17 protein-coding genes are annotated in these 20,586 nt (G+C 55.7%); 9 read left to right on the forward strand and 8 right to left on the reverse strand.

What is annotated here, in order from left to right:
* Positions 1-265 precede the first annotated feature (265 nt).
* Positions 266-784 (forward strand): outer membrane protein OmpX, encoded by a 519-nt coding sequence (gene ompX, locus AC559G_RS12425; protein WP_095845289.1) that lies wholly within the window; start codon positions 266-268, stop codon positions 782-784.
* 106 nt (positions 785-890) lie between these two features.
* Here ompX and AC559G_RS12430 read toward each other — a convergent pair whose 3' ends face one another.
* The 5 genes from AC559G_RS12430 to ltnD form a co-directional block, all read right to left on the reverse strand.
* A complete protein-coding gene (locus AC559G_RS12430) occupies positions 891-2,261 on the reverse strand; it encodes a GntP family transporter (protein WP_095845288.1) in 1,371 nt (456 codons plus the stop codon).
* Between the two features lie 97 nt (positions 2,262-2,358).
* On the reverse strand, positions 2,359-3,135 hold the full coding sequence (locus AC559G_RS12435; protein WP_498912739.1) for an HPr family phosphocarrier protein: 777 nt from the start codon (positions 3,133-3,135) through the stop codon (positions 2,359-2,361).
* Positions 3,136-3,137: 2 nt separating this feature from the next.
* Positions 3,138-3,788 carry a 3-oxo-tetronate 4-phosphate decarboxylase gene (gene otnC / locus AC559G_RS12440; RefSeq protein ID WP_416261965.1) on the reverse strand — a complete coding sequence of 217 codons (651 nt, stop codon included), beginning with the start codon at positions 3,786-3,788 and terminating at the stop codon, positions 3,138-3,140.
* Positions 3,785-5,053, reverse strand: coding sequence for a four-carbon acid sugar kinase family protein (gene otnK, locus AC559G_RS12445; protein ID WP_498912740.1), 1,269 nt, complete (start codon positions 5,051-5,053; stop codon positions 3,785-3,787). The genes otnC and otnK overlap by 4 nt, the downstream gene beginning before the upstream one ends.
* Positions 5,053-5,967 carry an NAD(P)-dependent oxidoreductase gene (ltnD, locus tag AC559G_RS12450; protein WP_498912741.1) on the reverse strand — a complete coding sequence of 305 codons (915 nt, stop codon included), beginning with the start codon at positions 5,965-5,967 and terminating at the stop codon, positions 5,053-5,055. The genes otnK and ltnD overlap by 1 nt, the downstream gene beginning before the upstream one ends.
* Before the next feature lie 278 nt (positions 5,968-6,245).
* Here ltnD and ygbI point away from each other — a divergent pair, with 278 nt between their 5' ends.
* On the forward strand, positions 6,246-7,013 hold the full coding sequence (gene ygbI / locus AC559G_RS12455) for a DNA-binding transcriptional repressor YgbI (RefSeq protein WP_095845283.1): 768 nt from the start codon (positions 6,246-6,248) through the stop codon (positions 7,011-7,013).
* Positions 7,014-7,095: 82 nt separating this feature from the next.
* On the opposite strand, the gene AC559G_RS12460 is transcribed toward ygbI, so the two are convergent.
* Positions 7,096-9,135, reverse strand: coding sequence for a choline transporter (locus tag AC559G_RS12460; protein ID WP_498912742.1), 2,040 nt, complete (start codon positions 9,133-9,135; stop codon positions 7,096-7,098).
* A 401-nt stretch (positions 9,136-9,536) separates the two neighbouring features.
* Here AC559G_RS12460 and betI point away from each other — a divergent pair, with 401 nt between their 5' ends.
* The 3 genes from betI to betA all read left to right on the forward strand — a co-directional run bounded on the left by betI (position 9,537) and on the right by betA (position 13,663).
* A complete protein-coding gene (gene betI, locus AC559G_RS12465; protein WP_438599307.1) occupies positions 9,537-10,133 on the forward strand; it encodes a transcriptional regulator BetI in 597 nt (198 codons plus the stop codon).
* A gap of 19 nt (positions 10,134-10,152) precedes the next feature.
* Positions 10,153-11,625, forward strand: a complete 1,473-nt coding sequence (betB, locus tag AC559G_RS12470) for a betaine-aldehyde dehydrogenase (protein ID WP_498912743.1) — start codon at positions 10,153-10,155, stop codon at positions 11,623-11,625.
* A gap of 370 nt (positions 11,626-11,995) precedes the next feature.
* Positions 11,996-13,663, forward strand: coding sequence for a choline dehydrogenase (betA, locus tag AC559G_RS12475; RefSeq protein WP_438597724.1), 1,668 nt, complete (start codon positions 11,996-11,998; stop codon positions 13,661-13,663).
* Positions 13,664-13,751: 88 nt separating this feature from the next.
* Here betA and AC559G_RS12480 read toward each other — a convergent pair whose 3' ends face one another.
* Positions 13,752-14,342, reverse strand: coding sequence for a LuxR family transcriptional regulator (locus tag AC559G_RS12480; RefSeq protein ID WP_438597723.1), 591 nt, complete (start codon positions 14,340-14,342; stop codon positions 13,752-13,754).
* Positions 14,343-14,364: 22 nt separating this feature from the next.
* A complete protein-coding gene (locus AC559G_RS12485; RefSeq protein WP_498912744.1) occupies positions 14,365-15,081 on the reverse strand; it encodes an EAL domain-containing protein in 717 nt (238 codons plus the stop codon).
* 471 nt (positions 15,082-15,552) lie between these two features.
* On the opposite strand from AC559G_RS12485, the gene AC559G_RS12490 reads away from it, so the two are divergent.
* The 4 genes from AC559G_RS12490 (at position 15,553) to AC559G_RS12505 (ending at position 20,563) form a co-directional block, all read left to right on the forward strand.
* Positions 15,553-16,110 (forward strand): fimbrial protein, encoded by a 558-nt coding sequence (locus tag AC559G_RS12490; RefSeq protein ID WP_498912745.1) that lies wholly within the window; start codon positions 15,553-15,555, stop codon positions 16,108-16,110.
* Positions 16,111-16,174: 64 nt separating this feature from the next.
* On the forward strand, positions 16,175-16,906 hold the full coding sequence (locus tag AC559G_RS12495) for a fimbrial biogenesis chaperone (RefSeq protein WP_498912746.1): 732 nt from the start codon (positions 16,175-16,177) through the stop codon (positions 16,904-16,906).
* 76 nt (positions 16,907-16,982) lie between these two features.
* The gene (locus tag AC559G_RS12500) at positions 16,983-19,535 is read left to right on the forward strand and encodes a fimbria/pilus outer membrane usher protein (RefSeq protein ID WP_498912747.1); all 2,553 of its coding nucleotides are present in this window, start codon (positions 16,983-16,985) and stop codon (positions 19,533-19,535) included.
* A complete protein-coding gene (locus AC559G_RS12505; RefSeq protein WP_498912748.1) occupies positions 19,532-20,563 on the forward strand; it encodes a fimbrial protein in 1,032 nt (343 codons plus the stop codon). Before AC559G_RS12500 ends, AC559G_RS12505 begins: the two co-directional genes overlap by 4 nt.
* Positions 20,564-20,586 lie beyond the last annotated feature (23 nt).

Here is a 20,586-nt window from a genome sequence, read left to right on the forward strand (position 1 = left end):
GGGGGTTTCCGCCATTTAGCATAAAAAAAGCACAGCTTATTCGGATTTATCTGGATATTAAAACCGTGATTTTCGTCATGAAAGCTTCTACAATCCGCATGGAAATCAAGCAAAAATAGAGAGATACACTATTCTTGAAACCTCCTGTTACACGATATTAAGTGTTAGACACTTAATTATTGGCGGAGTTTCGCTCTGTTTTTTGTTATATTTTCAACTGAAGTTACAAGGTTGTATTAAATAAAAAAACGAGTTTGAGGTGGTTATGAAAAAAATTGCATGTCTTTCCGCAGTAGCAGCATGTGTATTAGCAATGAGCGCAGGCAGTGCCTTTGCTGGCGAAAGCACCGTATCTGCCGGTTATGCGCAAGGCGATTTTCAGGGCGTAGCCAACAAAGCTAACGGCTTCAACCTGAAATACCGTTATGAATTCGACAACAGCCCGGTTGGCGTGATTGGTTCCTTCACCCACCTGGAAAAAGACCGTTCCGAATTCGGCCAATACAAAAAATCACAATATGATTCGATCACTGCCGGCCCGGCTTACCGCTTCAACGACTGGGCGAGTATCTATGGTGTGATCGGTGTTGGTTACGGCAAAAACGTAAACAACGCGCAGGATGGTTCTGACCGTGCTGGCAACAGCGACTATGGCTTCAGCTATGGCGCTGGTATGCAATTCAACCCAATTCAGGACGTGGCGCTGGATGTTGGCTATGAACAAAGCCGTATCCGTAGCGTTGACGTAGGCACCTGGAACGTAGGCGTAGGTTACCGCTTCTAAGTTCCGGTTCCCTGGCGTTGGGCCACGGGATTCCAGAGAATATTAATGCCAGTCAGTTACGCTGACTGGCATTTTTTCGTTATAACGGCCGGATGGGGGCGTTTTGCTACACCACCAGCCACAGCAACCAGGTAAAGACAAACCCACACAGCCCAAGCACCGTGGTCAGCACCGTCCAGGTCTTCAACCCATCCGCCACCGAAAGCCCCAGATATTTGGTCACAATCCAAAAGCCTGAATCGTTGACGTGTGAAAGCCCCAGCCCGCCAAAACAAATAGACAGCGTAATCAACACCAGCTGAATCGGGTTCAGCCCAATCACGGCTTCAGACAGCAGCCCGCCGGTGGTGAGGATCGCCACCGTGGCCGAGCCTTGCGACGCCCGCAGCGCCAGCGAAATAATAAACGCCGCCGGGATCAACGGCAGGCCGAGCGTGCTCAGCACATCAGCCAGCGCTTTCCCCACCCCGGATTCCACCAGCACCTTGCCGAAAACCCCGCCGGCGCCGGTCACCAGAATCACTACGGCCGCCGCCGGTAGCGCGGCGCCCATCACGTCGCTGGTATGTTGCAGGCTCCAGCCGCGGCGGATTGCCAGGAAGTAAAACGCCAGCGCCAGGGCGATCAGCAGCGCAACGGCAGGGGAGCCGAGCAGGGACAACGTATCACGCAGCGGGGAGCCGGCCGCCAGCAGCGTGGACGACAGGGTGCCCAGCATGATAATGGCGATAGGGATGACGATCAGCGCAGAGACCAGGCCGGCACCCGGCGGGTTGATGCGATCGCTGATGGGCGGCGCACCCTGCGGCGTCGGTTCCGGCGCCGCCAACTGCAGCTGTTCCAGCACCTCGACGGATAACGGGTACTGGGTGCGGTTCATGTATTTGGCAACGTAGTAGCCAATCACGCCAACCGGTATACAAACCGCCGTGCCGATGATGGTCAGCCAGCCAACGTCCGCATTCAGGATCCCGGCCGCGGCGACCGGGCCGGGGTGCGGCGGCAGCGCCACGTGCACCGCCAGCATCACACCGGCCATCGGTAGGCCGAATTTTACCGGCGACACTTTCGCGACTTTGGCAAAGCCATAGATGATCGGCGCCAGAATGATAAAGCCGACGTCAAAGAACACCGGGATGCCGAGGATAAACGCAGCGATGGTCAGTGCGGCAACGGTATGTTTCGGCCCCATGATTTGGCTGAAACGCTGCGCCAGTGATTCTGCGCCGCCGGATTGCTCGATCATCCGGCCCAGCATGGCGCCCAGGCCGATGATGATCGTCACGGAGCCGAGCACGCCGCCCATGCCGGCGGTCATGACTTTCATTACCTCGCCGGTGGGGATACCGCTGGCCAACGCCACCAGCAGGCTGACCAACAGCAGCGCGACAAACGGCTGTATTCGGGCTTTGATGACCATCAGCAGTAGCAGTGCTACACCAGCGATGGCGATTAACAGTAGCATTGAGGTAGACATAGCATTGCCTTTAATCGGGTAAGAGTTCGGTACCGCGATCGCCCGTTAAGGGCGATACGGAAAAATGTTTAGTGTCTAATTAGATTATTCGGGGCGGTTACAGATAAGGTTGAACCCAGCCCAGGCCGGCGGTGGTTGCGCCGCGCGGTTTGTACTCACAGCCGATCCACCCCGGGTAGCCGCTGCGATCCAGCAGCTCAAACAACCAGGGATAGTTCAACTCGCCGTCGTCAGGTTCATTGCGCGCCGGTACTGAAGCAATCTGGATGTGGGCATAGCGCCCGGCCAGGGTTTCAATTAGCCCGCTGATATTGCCGTCCACCAACTGGGCGTGAAAGAAATCGAACTGAATAAACACGTTCGGGCGATCGATGTCTTGCTGCAATTGGGCGGCCTGGTGCTGGCTGCTGAACAGATAGTTGGGTTTTACTTGCGGGCTCAGGGCTTCAATCAGCACCTTGATGCCGTGGCCGGCAAAGCGATCGGCGGCATAGCGGATATTGCTGATAAAACTATCGCGGTAGCGCGCCCACTCTTCACCTGGCGGCACCACTCCGGCCATCACGTGCACATTCGGGCATTGCAGGGCGATGGCATATTCCAGCGCCTGATCGATATCGGCTTGCGCATCCCGTTCACGGCCGGGCAGCGCCGCCAGCCCCCATTCGCCGGCGTGGATATCGCCGGGCGCGGTATTAAACAGCACTTGTTGCAGGCCGTTTTCCTGCAGCTTTTGCGCCAGCAGCGCCGGCGGGTAGTCATAGGGGAACAGGAACTCCACCGCTGTGAAGCCGGCCGCCGCCGCTGCGGCAAAGCGATCCAGAAACGGCAGTTCATTGAACATCATCGATAAGTTGGCAGCAAATTTAGGCATAATCAGCTCCGTAACTCGGCAATTTCATCGTCGGTTAAATAACGGATTGGGCGGTCACCGAGAGTGAAAATCAGTTTTGCCGCGTCTTCCATCTCTTCAGTATTGTCGGCCGCCGCCCGCAGGCTTGATCCGGTGACCACCGGCCCGTGGTTGGCCAACAGAAATGCGCGATACCGGGGCGCCAGTGCGGCCAGATCGCGCGCCAGGCGTTCATCGCCGGGGCGGTAATAAGGCACCAGCGGTATCTCGCCCACCCGCATCACCACGTAGGGGGTAAAAGGCTTGATCACGTTTTGTGGATCTATCCCCTGAAGGCAGGAAAGGGCCGTCAGGTAGGTGCAGTGTAAGTGCACCACGGCTTTGCACTGCGGGTTGTTCAGGTACAGCGCCCGGTGGAAGCTGATCTCTTTCGACGGTTTGTCGCCGGAGATCCACTCGCCGTCCAGGCTGACTTTTGATAAGCGCCCGGCCTGTAATTCCCCCAGGCAGGAGCCGGTTGGCGTCGCCAATAGCGTGCCGTCGGGCAGCAGCAGCGAAAGGTTGCCCGCGGAACCGGTGGCATAGCCGCGTGCAAAGAAAGAAGCGCCAAGGCGCACCATCTCTTCACGCGCCAACTGCTCATCGGATGGCGCGGATTTTTGCGAAAATGTCATACCGGGAACTCCGTTTGCGCCCTGGCGAAAAAGTTTTCATCGCCAAAATTGCCCGATTTCAGGGCCAGTGAGACAGGCTGTTCGATCGCGCGCACCCACGGCACGCCGGGTGAGATGCTCGGGCCGATATGGAAACCGCCGATCCCGAGCGCCTGGGTGACCACGCCGGCGGTTTCGCCCCCGGCGACGATAAAGCGGTTGAAACCGGCCTGCTGCAGCAGTTGCACGGTTTCGGCAAACAGTGCTTCCACGGCGTGGCTGGCGGCATCGGCCCCGTATTGTTGTTGGATCTGGCGCAGCGTTTCTGGTTCGGCGGTGGCATAGAGCATCGGCGCCAGCGTATCCGCCGCATGCTGTTGCAGCCAATCGCCGAGCTGGCGTGAATAATCATGGCGCTCGGCGGCGTTGATGCAGCGCGCCACGTCGATGGCTTGCGCCGCGGCCTGTTGGCGGTAATGCGCCACCTGTTTGTTGGTCATGGTAGAGCAGGAGCCGGAGAGCACCACGGCCTTTTTCCCTTGTGGCGCGCCGGCGGCCTGCGCCAGGCGTTGATCCTGCCCGGCATCGGCCCATTGCCGCGCCAGGCCGATAGCCAGGCCGGAACCGCCGGTGACCAGCTTCATCCCTTTCAGCGCTTCCCCCTGGGCCAGCAGGTGCTGTTCATTCAGGGTATCCAGCACCGCATAGCGCACCCCTTCGCCTGCTAAAAGCTGCAGCTTTTCCTGCACCGCCGCCGCACCGCGATCCATCACCGCCGCGTTCACCAGCCCGCAGCGGCTGCTGGCTTGCGCTTCCATTAATTGCAGCAGGTTGCTGTTGGTCATCGGCGTTACCGGGTGGTGGCGCATGCCGGATTCCGACAGCAACTGCTCCATCACGAACAGATACCCCTGATAAACGGTGCGGCCGTTAACCGGCAGCGCCGGGGATATTACCGTCAGGTTTTCGCCCAATGCCTCGAGCAGCGCATCGGTCACCGGGCCGATATTGCCCTGGGCGGTGCTGTCGAAGGTGGAGCAGTATTTGAAGTAAAACTGGCGACAACCCTGGCGCTGTAGCCAGGCCAGCGCCTGAAGTGACTGCTCAACGGCCTGCGGCGCCGGGCAGGAGCGGGTTTTCAGGCTGATAACCACCGCCTGGGCGCCGGCCGGCGCGCTGCCTTGCGGCACGCCGTTGAGCTGCACCGTCGGCAGGCCATTGTTCACCAGGAAGCTGGCGATGTCGGTGGCACCGGTAAAATCGTCCGCGATAACGCCAAGCAACATTAGCTATTCTCCTGGTTAGACGGCAGTTCGATGCCGGCGAAAATTTTGATCACTGCGCTGTCATCCTCTTTACCGTAGCCGGCGTTGCTGGCCGCAGTAAACATATTGAACGCCGTGGAAGCCAGCGGCAGCGGGAAGTGCAGCGTTTTGGCGGTGTCCGCCACCAGCCCCAGATCCTTAACGAAGATATCGACGGCGGATTTGGGCGCGTAATCGCCTTCCACCACGTGGCGCATGCGGTTTTCAAACATCCAGGAGTTGCCGGCGGCGTTGGTGACGACGTCATACATCACGTCCAGCGGAATGCCGGCGCGTGCCGCCAGCGCCATCGCTTCCGCCCCGGCGGCGATATGCACCCCGGCCAGCAACTGGTGGATGATTTTCACCGTGGCGCCCAGGCCGATTTCCGCGCCAATGCGGTAAACCTTGCCGGCCACCGCATCCAGCACCGGCTGCAATTGCGCGAAGGTGGCTTCCGCGCCGGCCGCCATCACCGTCATCTGGCCTTCGGCGGCTTTGGCCGCACCGCCCGAAACCGGGGCGTCCAGCATGTTCAGCCCCAGCGCTTGCAGTTGGCGCTCAATATCTTTGGCATCGGCGGCGGAAATGGTGGACGACACCATGACTGCCGTGGCGGGCTTCAGGCGGGGCGCCAGTCCGTTTTCGCCGAACAGGATTTGTTTTACCTGTGCGGCATTCACCACCAATAGCAGCACGGCATCCAGCTCGGCGGCAAACGCGTCGGCGCTGGTGGCGGCCTGTTTAGCCCCGGCTTGTTGCAGCGTCTTCAGCGCCTGCGGGTTAAGATCGACGCCGTAGGTGTTCAGCCCGGCGCGGATGCAAGACTTGGCCGCACCCATGCCCATTGAACCCAAGCCTACGATGGCTACAGAGTAATGCGTTGATGTTGTCATTGTGCACCTTTGTTAATTTTGGTGATATTTTGTTTTGTTGTGTTAAATATAAGCGTGTTTTCGCCGAGAGTTGGTGATCGTTCTCACAAATGTTAACATTGTGTAAGAACGGATAAAGGAAGGTAAAAAGAGTGATTGCTGTATCTATTTGTTTATTAAATTATTTAGGGTGATTCGGGGCGGGTTTCGTTTGGTTTACCCGGCGATGAATACTGTTTCGGCACATAATTTGACGTAACATCACAATTATTATCACTGCGGTTAACGAGAGAGAAGACGTGATACCTGTAGAACGCCATCAACAAATCCTGGCGCTGGTCGCGGAACGCGGCGTGATCAGCATAGCGGCGCTGACCGAACGGCTTGGCGTATCCCATATGACCATTCGGCGCGATCTGCAAAAGTTGGAAGCGCAGGGCACGGTGGTGACCGTGTCCGGCGGTGTGCAAGCGGCGGAGCGCGTGGCGATCGAGCCTTCGCATCAGGACAAGGAGGGCATGTTCAGCCAACAGAAAGCCGCTATCGGCCAGCTGGCCGCGCGCCAGATCCCGCTGAACAGCTGCGTTTATCTGGATGCAGGCACCACCACGTTGGCGCTGGCAAGGCAGTTGGGCGATCGCAGCGATTTAACCGTGGTGACCAATGACTTTGTGATTGCCAGCTACCTGATTGAGTTCAGCCGTTGCCAGATTATTCATACCGGCGGCACCGTCTGCCGCGAGAACCGCTCCTGTGTGGGGGCGGCTGCGGCGCAGGCGCTGCGCAACCTGTTTATCGATCTGGCCTTTATTTCGGCTTCTTCATGGGGGCTGCGGGGCCTGTCGACGCCGAGCGAAGACAAAGTGATGGTGAAACAGGCAATCGCCGAGGCCAGCCGCCGCCGCATTTTGCTGAGCGATACCTCGAAATACGGCAAAGTCGCCACCTATCTGGCGCTGCCGCTTTCGGTGTTTGATACGGTGATTACCGACGAGCATCTGCCGGAAGCCGCACGGGAAGCGTTGGGGAAAGCCGGCATTGCGCTGATGAGCGCGAAAAGCGAGTAAATTGCCCCAGAGCGCCGGCAAAGCGTGCCAGCGAGTGGTGGCGCAGGCCGCAACGCGATGCGTCACGGCCTGGCGGGGGCCATTACATGTCCGGGAAGGTCAGGGTGTTGCCCGGCGCTTCGCGGTGTATATGCAGGAAGTTCAGGTGTTTTTCGTACTGATCCAGAATGTCGCCAATCACCTGCTCCTTGCTGTAGTCCATCAGATCGTTGCCTTGGGTGCCTTCCATCAGGAAGGTTTCCAGCCGATAGTAGTGTGACTTGCCTGAGCGCGCGCGATAGGTGAAGCCCGGCACCGAGTAACGCTGCGGCCAGATCTGGTAGATAAAGTTCTGTTCTTCGCCCAGATGCACCAGCAGTTCCAGGTGCGGCAAGCGTTCATCCTCGCCGGGCGGCACTTCGGTAAATTCTACCTTGGCGCCGCGCAGTTCCAACTCACGCGCAACATCCTGCATCGCCGGGCGGCAGACGTTATCCAGCATTTTCTGCGTGTACTGCGTGCCGGGGTAATTCATCACGCGTGACAGGCGCTGCTTCCAGTTCAACACTTCATTGTGTGAAGCCGGCGCCGGTGCGGAGGTGTTCAGCGCACTGGCTTTGCGGTAATCCTCGACGCGCAGCGATTTGTACAACCCGGCCATCACGAAGAAGATAACGAAACTGAACGGCAGGCCCATGATCACCGTGGCGTTTTGCAACGCCGAGACGCCGTTGGTCATCAGCATACCGATGGTCAGCAAGCCAATGGCCACCGACCAGAAGATGCGCAACCAGTTCGGCGCATCGTTGTTGATATCGGCCAGGCGCGAGGTGAAGTTGCCCAGCACCAGTGAGCCGGAATCCGCCGAGGTGACGTAGAACAACAGCCCGGTGATGGTGGCGACCGACGCGCTGAAGGTAAAGCCGGGATACTGCGCCAGCAGGCTATAGAAACCGCGCTCCGGGAACTGCATCACTTCCTGCGCAAAATCGGCGTTGCCGTGCAATATCTGGTACAGCGCGCTGTTGCCGAAGATTGACAGCCACAGCAGGGTGAACACGAACGGAATGATCAGCGTGCCCACCACGAACTGGCGGATGGTGCGCCCGCGTGAAATACGCGCCAGGAACAGGCCCACGAACGGCGACCATGCTACCCACCATGCCCAGAAGAACAGCGTCCAGTTGTTCATCCACTCCACCGGGCGATCGAAAGCAAAGCTGTTGAGCGTCATGCCCATAAAGCGGTTGATGTAATCGCCGACGTTCAGCACCAGTGCATTGAGCAGGAATTCGGTGTCGCCGAAGAACAGCACAAACAGGATCAGCCCCAACGCCAACAGCACGTTAAGCTCCGACAGAAAACGGATGCCTTTATTGACCCCGGAGGTGACGGAAACGGTGGCCATGATCACGGAAAGTAAAATCAGCCCGCCTTGCACCGTCAGGTTTTCCGGCAGATCGAACAGCACTTTCAGGCCGTAGTTGAGCTGCACCACGCCAATCCCCAGGGTGGTGGCAATGCCGAAAATGGTGCCGATCACCGCGGCGATATCCACGCTGTGGCCGATCGGCCCATTGATCCGTTTACCAAAGATCGGGTACAGCGCCGAGCGAATGGTCAGCGGCAGGTTATAGCGGTAGCTGAAATAGCCCAGCGCGATACCCATTAGTGCATACATCGCCCAGCCGGTCAGGCCGTAGTGGAACAGCGTCCATACCATGGCCTGGCGGGCGGCTTCCAGCGTTTGCCCCTGGCCTTCGGGCGGCATCATGTATTGCGTGACTGGTTCCGCCACCGAGAAGAACATCAGATCGATACCGATACCGGCGGCAAACAGCATCGCCGCCCAGCTCATCAGGCTGAATTCAGGCTTTGATTGTTCCGGCCCCAGCTTGATCGAACCAAAGCGCGAACCGGCGATCAGGACGACAAACACGATATACAGCGTGGCGGCCAATAAGTAATACCAGCCGAAGGTGGTGGACACCCAGTTCAGGGTGCGGACCAGCCAGCGGCCGGAAAAATCGGTGAAGAAAATGGTCATCAGCGAGAAGGCCAGGATCAGCCCCGCAGACGTAAAGAAAACCACAGGATTTAAACGGTCCTGCTGCGGTTTTGAGGAGGTATCGCGTGTTGTCATCGTCTTCCTCTGGTGTTGATAACGGATCGTTCGTACCCACACGGTTGCCGGGGCTGCGCCAATCGGGCAACCTGCGGGAACGTGCAGAAAGAAAGCGGGCGGCAAAAAAGCGAAACGGCGCGCAAGTGCATGCGCGGGTTCCCACAGCGTAGGAACCGGGTTCGTTATTTTATTGCTACCAACCGGTTAATACCGCAGAAATCTGCAGCGGGGCGGGAACCGTTTTTCGGCGCTGATTTTGGTCAGATTCGTTAAATACCTCACAAAAATCAGCCACTCCCACAACCAAAAGGTACATTGCTTTAACCTTGTGGTAATAAAATATATGCAATTTTAATTGAACGTTCAATCAAAAAAAAGTTTAATAGGGGCGTGAAATCGGTTTTGTGAGAGTCGAAGCCATGCCCAAGGTAGGAATGCAGCCGATAAGAAGGCAGCAGTTGATTGAAGCCACATTGGCCGCGGTAAACGAAGTGGGAATGCATGACGCCACCATTGCGCAGATTGCGCGGCGGGCGGGCGTTTCCAACGGCATTATTAGCCATTATTTCAAGGATAAGAACGGGTTGCTGGAAGCGACGATGCGCTATTTGATCAGCCATCTCGGCGAAGCGGTCAAACTGCGTTTGCAGGCGCTGGAAGATCACAGCCCCGCGGCGCGGCTGCGGGCGATCGTCGCCGGCAACTTTGACGATACCCAGATTAGCAGCGCAGCGATGAAAACCTGGCTGGCCTTTTGGGCCAGCAGCCTGCATCAGCCGCAGCTCAACCGGCTGCAGCAGGTAAACGGCCGGCGGCTGTATTCCAACCTGAGCGCCGAGTTCCAGCACGCCCTGCCAAAAGCGCAGGCGCGAGCGGCGGCCAAAGGGCTGGCGGCGCTGATAGACGGCCTGTGGCTACGCAGCGCCCTGCGCGGCAGTGCGTTTAACCAGGCGCGGGCGATTGCCATCACGACCGAATACATTGACTTTCAGCTGGGGAAAAGCACCCCAGGCTGAGCCAACCAAAGGAGAACCTATGTCCCGTTTTGGCTTACAGAAGCTCTATATCCATGGCGCCTATGTAGACAGTACCGAAGGGAAAACTTTCAACGCCGTCAACCCGGCCAACGGCGAAGTGATTGCCGAAGTCCAGGCCGCTAGCGCTGAAGACGTCGACCGTGCGGTGGTCAGCGCAGCCAGCGGGCAAAAGGTATGGGCGGCAATGCCGGCGATGGCGCGTTCGCGCATTTTGCGCCGCGCGGTGGATATCTTGCGCGAGCGCAATGATGAACTGGCCCAGTTGGAAACCCTCGATACCGGTAAAGCGTTGTCGGAAACGACGGCCGTGGATATCGTTACCGGCGCCGACGTGCTGGAATACTACGCCGGCCTGATCCCGGCGATCGAAGGCCAACAGATCCCGCTGCGCGAATCCTCTTTCGTTTACACCCGCCGCGAACCGTTAGGTGTGGTGGCCGGCATCGGCGCCTGGAACTATCCGATCCAGATCGCGCTGTGGAAATCCGCGCCGGCGCTGGCGGCCGGCAACGCCATGATCTTCAAACCGAGCGAAGTAACTTCTCTGACTGCGCTGAAGCTGGCGGAAATCTACACCGAGGCGGGGCTGCCGGACGGCGTATTCAACGTGGTGACCGGTACCGGCGCCGAGGTGGGGCAGTACCTGACCGATCACCCGGGGATCGCCAAGATCTCTTTCACCGGTGGGGTGAAAACGGGCAAAAAAGTGATGGCTAATGCGTCCGGCTCAACGTTGAAAGAAGTCACCATGGAACTGGGCGGCAAATCGCCGCTGATCGTCTGTGATGATGCCGATCTGGATCGCGCCGCAGACATCGCCATGATGGCTAACTTCTACAGCTCTGGGCAGGTGTGCACCAATGGTACGCGTGTGTTTGTGCCCGCGGCGCTGTTGGCTGAGTTTGAAAACAAAATCCTTGAGCGCGTCCAGCGCATTCGCCTGGGCGATCCTAACGATCCGGCGACCAATTTTGGCCCGCTGGTCAGCTACGCGCATATGGAATCGGTGCTGCGGTTTATTGAAAGCGGGAAGAATAGCGGCGCGCGCCTGCTGTGCGGCGGTGAGCGGGTGTTGGAAGGCGCGTTCGCCAAGGGCGCTTTTGTGGCGCCGACGGTATTTAGCGATTGCCGCGACGACATGGAGATTGTGCGTGAAGAGATCTTCGGCCCGGTGATGAGCATTTTGAGCTACCAAAGCGAAGAGGAAGTTATCGCCCGCGCCAACGATACCACCTATGGCCTGGCGGCCGGTGTGGTGACGCGCGATCTGGCGCGCGCCCATCGGGTGATCCACCGCTTGGAAGCCGGTATCTGCTGGATCAATACCTGGGGTGAATCACCGGCGGAAATGCCGGTCGGCGGTTACAAACATTCCGGCGTCGGGCGTGAAAACGGCCTGGCGACGCTGGAACACTATACGCAAATCAAATCGGTACAGGTGGAACTGGGCGAGTTTAGCTCGGTGTTCTGACCCTCACCCCAACCCTCTCCCAACGGGAGAGGGAGCAGATCGTGCCGTGATTGAAATACGGCGACTAAAGCTCCTTATTCTCTCCTTCAGGGGAGAATTTCTCCCAACGGGAGAGGGAGCAGATCGTGCCGTGATTTGAAAAACGGCGACTAAAGCTCCTTATTCTCACCTTCAGGGGGGAATATCTCCCAACGGGAGAGGGAGCCGACGGTGCTTGTATCAGGCAAATAGCGACTTAGGCACCTTATTCTTATCCCCCTGCGAAGAGGGGGAATCAATAAATAAAAAACTCTTCATCCCAGCGAAGATAAATCGATGACAGGGTTTTTGCCCCCGGCGGGGGAACAATCAAAATTAAAGGAGATAATTGATGGAATTTGATTACATCATTATCGGCGCCGGTTCTGCCGGCAACGTATTGGCTACCCGATTAACCGAAGATGCGGACGTCAGCGTGCTGCTGCTTGAAGCCGGCGGCCCGGATTACCGTCTGGATTTCCGTACCCAAATGCCTGCTGCATTGGCTTATCCGCTGCAGGGGCGCCGTTATAATTGGGCCTATGAGACCGATCCGGAACCGCACATGAACAACCGCCGTATGGAATGCGGCCGCGGCAAGGGGCTGGGCGGCTCCTCGTTGATCAACGGTATGTGCTATATCCGTGGCAACGCGATGGATTTCGATAACTGGGCCAAAGCGCCGGGTTTGGAAGACTGGAGCTATCTGGACTGCCTGCCGTATTTCCGCAAGGCGGAAACCCGCGATATCGGGCCGAACGACTATCACGGCGGTGATGGCCCGGTGAGCGTGACCACGCCGAAAGTGGGCAATAACGAATTGTTCCATGCGATGGTGGAAGCCGGTGTGCAGGCCGGCTACCCGGCAACCACCGATCTCAACGGCTATCAGCAGGAAGGCTTCGGCCCGATGGATCGCACCGTTACGCCGAACGGCCGCCGCGCCAGCACCGCACGCGGTTACCTGGATCAGGCGCGTGCCCGGCCGAACCTGACCATCATCACCCATGCGCTCACCGATCATATCGATTTCGACGGCAAGCGTGCGGTCGGCGTCAGCTACCTGAAAGGCGACGGCAATACGCTGCATCGCGCCCGTGCCCGCCGTGAAGTCTTGCTATGCGCCGGCGCTATCGCCTCGCCGCAAATCCTGCAACGTTCCGGCGTTGGCCCGGCAGCATTGTTGAAAAACCTGGATATCAACGTGGTGCACGATCTGCCTGGCGTGGGGGAAAACCTGCAGGATCACCTGGAAATGTACCTGCAATATGCCTGTACCAAACCCGTTTCGCTCTACCCGGCGTTGCAATGGTTTAACCAGCCGAAAATTGGCGCCGAATGGTTGTTCAAGGGAACCGGGATCGGCGCCAGCAATCAGTTTGAAGCCGGCGGCTTTATCCGCAGCCGGGAAGCGTTCGCCTGGCCGAACATCCAGTATCACTTCCTGCCGGTGGCTATCAACTACAACGGCAGCAATGCGGTGAAAGAACACGGTTTTCAGGCGCACGTCGGCTCCATGCGTTCGCCAAGCCGCGGCCGCGTACAGGTGAAATCGAAAGATCCGCGCCAGCACCCGAGCATCCTGTTCAACTATATGTCCACCGAGCAGGACTGGCAGGAGTTCCGCGATGCAATCCGTATCACGCGTGAAATCATGGCGCAGCCGGCGCTGGCGCCTTATCGCGGCCGTGAAATCAGCCCGGGTGCGGATGTGCAAAGCGATGAAGAGCTGGATGCGTTTATCCGTGAACATGCGGAAACCGCCTTTCACCCCTCTTGTTCATGCAAAATGGGCGAGGATGAGATGGCGGTCGTTGATGGCCAGGGCCGGGTACACGGTATGGAAGGGCTGCGTGTGGTGGATGCTTCCATCATGCCGCAGATCATCACCGGCAACTTGAACGCCACCACGATTATGATCGCCGAGAAAATTGCCGATCGTATTCGCCAGCGCGCACCACTGGCGCGCAGCACGGCGCCATACTATGTGGCAGGCGATGCGCCGGTGCGCAGGAAATAAGCAACACGCCCGCTCGCCGCGGGGGAGGCCCGCTGTAGCAAGCACCCCTCTCCATTGGCTTTCCTCCAAGGCGAGGGGGCAATCACTGCTATTTTCCAGCGGTAAAGATCGCGTTCATATTGCGCAGGCGCAGTTTTTTCATCGCACTGTATTTCTGCGAGAAGATCGTTTTCGGATGCGTGCCGCGTTTCTCGGCAATATGCGCCAGGCTATCCCCACGCAACAGGTTAAAGATAACGTCGCTTTCCGCCGGGCTAAGCTCGCGGGTTTTTTGCACTTTAATGCAGGCGTGATCTTTGCTGTCCAGCAGTTGCTGAATTTTTTCCTGCATCGTTGCCAGTGGCACATGGGCAGGCAGCAATTCGACTGAAATACCCAGGATAGACAGCAGCCGAACCACGCGCTCATCATCATAGAACACCAGAATCCGCGTCTTGCTTCTGTATTGCTGATAGGCGGTGACCAAGCTTTCGATGACGTTGACGCTTTGCTCCAGATTGCGCGAAGTAAAGATCAGCACGATATCATGCCGGATGATTTTCTCCGCTTTAGCACCATTGTGCAGAAAGTCGGAGAACAGCCGGAGGTTGTATTGATCGGCATGCTTTTTCAGTAATGACGAAAGGCCGGTATAGCTGTACTTGCACTCGCTAATAACAAGAACATTGTTTTTAGACATAATGGAAAACGCCCATAATGAGTTAAAAGTATTCAGCTGTAAGAAACGAGCTTAAATCCTTTATATCGGATTCTTTCCACAGCTTTCCCTGCAGTGCGTGGTAAGGCATCTCGTCCAACCACTTCTTATGTTCGGCCGTTTCAACACCTTCGATAATCACCCGATGTTGATTTAGTGAGAGATAACGAAGCAAAGAATGCATAAGTTCTTTACCCCCCGGCTTTTCCATAAAATCCCATAAAAGAAAACGATCAAGCTTAACGAAATGGAACTGGCTGTTATAAAGTGCTGAGAATCCGGCATAACCGGAGCCAAAATCATCAAGCCAGAACGAATAACCATTTAATAACGGATTGCCATGCAACCGGTTTTTTATCAACTGGGTGGAATGTTCACTGATCTCAAAATGGATACAGTTAATCTTACTGATTCTTTCTGAGAAACGGTCGTCCGCCAACGAGCACAAAGAATGGTCATCAACGTTTAACGTGGCGATTACTCGGTTTTTCCTAAACCAACTCTGGTATTTTTCGATCAATGAAACCTGTTCAAGCAAGATCTCAATACGTGTATCACTGTCCGCCTGTTGGAAGAAATTCTCCGGGGCTAAATGTGCAAAGTCTCCGTTTTTGTGCAAACGAGACAGGCACTCAACGGCAACCAATCGGCCAGACTTCCCAAACATTGGCTGGAATACAAAATTAATATCGTTGTTTTTTTGATTAAAATAACAACTCATTTACCAATCCTTGGGATCTTTTTTAATGTGATGATTTTCAACAATAAATAAATTTTATTTTGCTTATTCATTGGTAAAAATCCTATTTAAACGGCCATATTGGGGAAAGATTGCCAATCCTCTGCAAAACGAGCATTTCCTCTAGGATGTCAATGGGGTTCAAAAAACGCGTGCTGAAAATAATGCGTGCAAACGCCTAAATATCACGCATTTGCGTGATGTAGTGCATTGTTTTTTTTCTCAAGCACAGATTATTCTCATTCTGTTGAATCGTCAATATCGATCAATGGTGGTTTGTTGATAGTTTTTTTCTATCACATGGGGTGGTATGAATGTTTTAAACGATTTAACAGGAATAATACGTCTGGTCTATATTCCGTTCGGCAATGGATTCATCGGGCTTCATTCCTGACAAGGAGTAGCATCGCTGAATGTACCTCATCGTCGTATTAATTCATCGAGAGTCTAAATATGAAAATCTCTAAGCTGTCTGCTGTATTGGCATTAGCGGTAAGTGCCGCTACCGTTTCTTCTTTCTCTGCACAAGCTGCCGACGGTACTATTACTTTTAACGGTAAAGTCACCGATCAAACCTGTACTATCAGCACCCCTGGCGGTAAAGACTTTACCGTAACGCTGCCGACCGTTTCTTCCTCTACTTTGGCATCTCAGAGTGCTACTGCAGGCCGTACGCCATTCGCAATTAACCTGACTCAATGCTCTAAAGGCCAGGTAGCAACTTATTTTGAACCAGGCGCAACGGTAGATTTTAATACCGGCCGTTTGAATAACCAGGCACAGACTGACGCAGCAACCAACGTGCAAATTCAGCTATTGGGCAGCAACAACCAGTTCCTGCCAATTCTGGCTGCAGGCTCTAATGGTGCACAGGCTAATTCCCAGTGGGTTACCGTGGCTAACGATGGCGATTCAGCTGATCTGAATTACTACGCTGAATACTATGCAACTGCTGCTGCCGGCGCAGGTGATGTTACTTCCAACGTTCAGTACACCATTATTTACCAGTAAGTAATATTCTTATTCGGGCGGGGAGTTTTCCCCGCCGTTTTTCCCTACAGCAGCGATAAATAGAATGAAAAATTCATTGAAAAAATACAGTGTATTGCTGATGGCTATGTTTTTCAGCAGCAGCGTTTTTTCCAGCGTGATTATTAACGGCACGCGTATTATTTATCCGGGAAAACAACGTGATGTCACCGTTCAATTATCAAACAACGGCGCTTCGCCCGCGTTAATTCAATCTTGGGTGGATGACGGCGATGCGAAAACCACGCCGGAAAACAGCAAGGCCCCATTTATTGTCTCACCGCCAATCAGCCGTATTGAGCCCAGCAGTGGCCAGGCGTTGAGATTGTCGCTGACGACGTCGGCGCTGGCACAGGATAAAGAATCACTGTTCTGGCTGAATGTTTTGGAGATCCCGCCGGCACCGACTGGCGCGCATAACCAACAGGCGCCGGATAATTTTTTGCAGGTGGCGTTCAGAACCCGCATCAAACTGCTCTATCGCCCGGTAGGCCTGGCGGGCAGTGCCAATGACGCGCCGGAAAAATTGCAATGGCGCTATAGCGCTGCGGGCGTCAGTGTGAAAAACCCAACGCCTTATTATGTTTCCTTTACCGAAATCAATGCGGTGGTCAACCAGCGAAAAATCCCCTTAGCGCCGCATGGCGATATGGTGGCGCCGGGGCAGGAAAAAACGCTGGCTTTTTCTGGTGATAGCGCACGCATAGCGGATATCCAATTCACCACCATCAATGATTACGGCGGCCGGGTGACTCGCAGTAAAAATAACCAGAAATAACCTTTGGAAGAGGCTTCAGGCCCCGGAGAACAGGCTGTCGGCGGGGGGAGCGCAATTTGGTAAAGGATTCATGGATATGAAAGAGTTACCTATCTCAGCCGCGATAAAATCGGCACTTTTTAGCTATACATCCCTTTTTTGGCTGACGGGCGGCGTGGCTTTCCTGGCATTGCCGGTGGTCGCGATGGCGGCAACGGAGCCCGCGCAGGAAACCGCGCCGATCGAAGCCACTTTCAACAGCAATTTTTTAGTCGGCCAGGCACAGGGGGTCGATCTTTCTCGCTTTCGCGATGGCAACCCGATTTTAGCCGGGAAATATTCGCTGGACGTTTATGTTAATGGCGAATGGAAGGGTAAAAAGAACATTGAGTTTAAAAATATCCCAGGGAAAAGCAGTGCGGATACCTGCTTTACGCTGTTGTCGCTCGATGAGTTTGGCATCGATAGCGCCAAGTTCGGCAGCGATGCCGCGATAACGCCGGAAACCTGTAAACCGCTCGGGCAGTGGGTGCCGGAAGCCAGCTACCGTTTGGACACCAGCACCTTGCGTATGGATGTCAGCGTGCCGCAGGCAGCGCTGCGCCGCAGCGCGCGCGGTTATGTGGATCCGCGCTTTTGGGATCGCGGTATTACCGCCGGTTTTCTGTCATACAATTTCAACGCCTTCAACACCCACAGTTCGAACATGGGCGGCAAGACGGATACCAACAACGCGTATCTGACCATGAACGCCGGGTTTAATCTGGCCGGCTGGCAATTGCGCCATGATTCCAACGCTACCTGGCGCAGCGACGCCAGTTCGCATTTCCAGAACACGGCGACTTATGCCCAACGCGGCATTCCGGCGGTGCAGGGCATGTTGACCTTGGGGGATAGCTATACCAGCGGCGATTTCTTTGATTCGATCGGTTTTCGCGGCGCGCAGTTGGCGACGGACGACCGCATGTTGCCCGATTCGCTTAACGGCTATGCGCCGGTGGTGCGCGGCGTCGCGCAAACCAACGCCCTGGTGGAGATCCGCCAGAATAACCAGCTTATCTACCAAACTACCGTGGCGCCGGGCGAGTTCGTGATTAACGATCTTTACCCCACCGGCTATGGCGGCGATCTTAATGTCACGATCAATGAGGCCGATGGCAGCAAGCGGCAATTCAGCGTGCCTTATGCCTCGGTGGCGCAAATGCTGCGCCCGGGGATTCAACGTTACGCCCTAACGGCGGGTAAGGTGCGCGATGAGAGCCTGAGCAAAGAGCCGGAAATGTTCCAGGCCACCTATCAACGCGGCTTTACCAATATTATCACCGGTTACACCGGTACCAGCTTCAGCGACGGCTATAGTGCGTTTCTGGTCGGTAGCGCGGTAGCTACGCCGGTCGGGGCTTTTGCACTGGATGTGACCCAGGCCAACACCCGCCTGAAACAAGGCAATCAATCCGGCCAAAGCTTTAAGCTCAGCTACAGCAAGCTGATGACGGAAACCAATACCAACTTCACGATTGCGGCCTATCGCTACTCGACGTCCGGCTATCTGTCGCTTCGCGACGCGGTGTTTTCCCGTGATTATGAGCGCAAAGGGTTGAGCACCGATGCTGTGAACCGCCAGCGCAGCGAGTACCAACTGACATTGAACCAGGGCCTGGGTAACGGTCTTGGCTCCCTGTATATCACCGGTTCGGTGCGGGATTACTGGAACCACGGCGGCACCACCAAGCAGTATCAGGTGGGTTACAACAACTATTATGGCCGCGTGACCTACGGCTTATCGGCCATGCGCACCACCGACGCCTATAACCGTAACGATACGCGCTATTACCTGACGCTTTCGATTCCGTTTACCGTCGGTTCGCAGTCGTTGAGCATGAATAGTTCGCTGGGCTACAGCGATCGTGGCTATGACAGCAGCCGTGTCGGCATTAACGCCTCCACCGGCGAGGATAACAACATCAGCTACAGCGCGGCGTTGGCCAACGATCGCAACGGCAGCACCAACGGCAGCGTGAGTGGTGAATACCGTAGCCGTTTCTCAACGCTGAACGGCGCCTACAGCTACGGCAAAGATTACCGTCAGGCTTCGCTGGGTGCTTATGGCAGCATCATCGCCCATAGCGGCGGCGTTACCATGACGCCGCAGCGCGGCCAAACCATGGTGCTGATTGAAGCGCCGGATGCCGCCGGCGCATCGGTCACCAACTCGCCGGGCGTGCGTATCGACGATCGCGGCTATGCGGTGGTGCCTTATGTTTCACCTTACCGGATGACCAACGTCACGCTGGATCCCAACGGCATGTCGCACAGCGTGGAATTGGAAAGCAGCAGCCAGCAGGTAGCGCCTTATGCCGGCGCGATTGCCAAATTGTCGTTCAAAACCACCAAAGGGCAGGCGCTGATCATTCATGCGCAAGGGCCGGATGGTTCGTCGTTGCCGTTTGGCGCCGAAGTGCTGGATACCCGTAATCAGGTGGTGGGTATCGTGGGGCAGGGTAGCCGTATTTACCTGCGGACCGAAGCAAAACAAGGGCTGTTGCAGGTGAAGTGGGGAACGCAGCCGACGCAGCAGTGTTCGGTGAACTATCACGCCACGCTAAACAACGGTACCGATTATGAAATTATTGAAGCGAGCTGCAAATGATGAGTGCTAAAAGCCTATATGGTTATGCCAGCAATTGTTTGAAATACATTACATTGTTTCTGGCTTTGATGTCCCTGGGGAAATTGGCCTATGCGCAATGCCGGGTCACGACAACCAATCCCCAAGATATCATTATGAATGTTGGGCGTGTGCTCATCACTCCCTATGACAATGTCGGGGACGTGTTGGCTACTGGTAAATTTGATATTGCCAGAAGTACGAGCATAACCTGTTCGGGAAGCAGCACTATGTATGGCCGTATTCTGCAAGGGGCAGCAAGTTCACTGAGCAGTAATATCTGGACGACAAATGTGCCGGGCGTTGGGATTCGTTTGTATCGCCAGATCGGTTCCAGTATGGGGAAGTATTATCCACATGATCTGACTGTTTCAGGTGCTGCATATCTGGCGGAAGGTTACTTTGTGGTCGAGATCATCAAAATTGCGGAGCAAACCGGTACGGGCACATTGGCACCGGGGCAATACTCCACCTATTATGCGGACAGCACCGGGCCTTCCCGGCCGATTCTGATTTCACATGTTGTGGGTGATGGCATTACTATTGTGACCTCGTCATGTTCAGTAGATACCGGCTCCAAAGACAAAGTGGTGAATTTGTCTACGGTGCCTTCTTCGGTGTTTACCGGCGTGGGCAGTACCGCGGCTGAACAGGATTTCTCGATCAATATCAACTGCGTCGGTGGCAGTGGAACAGAGTATTTGACCGGGGGAAGCGGCGATGGCCTGGTTAATGTCCGTTTTGATTATACGGCGGATGCTTCCAATGCCTCGGGCGTGCTGAGATCGTTGCAAGATAGTAATGCTGCCTCCGGGGTATCAGTGCAGTTGCTCAATGGTAATGACTCAACCCCGATTAACAGTGGAAGCTCTGTCTATGCCGGGAAAACCATTGCTAACCAGACGAATACGCTTACCTTGCCCTTAAAGGCGCGTTATTACCAAACCGGGTCAAAGGTTACAGGCGGGGCGATCAAAGCCATTACGACCTTCACACTGGAATACAACTAATATTGACGATGCAAAGCCAATGG

The organism is Gibbsiella greigii, assembly GCF_039540155.1.
GTDB classification, from domain to species: domain Bacteria; phylum Pseudomonadota; class Gammaproteobacteria; order Enterobacterales; family Enterobacteriaceae; genus Gibbsiella; species Gibbsiella quercinecans.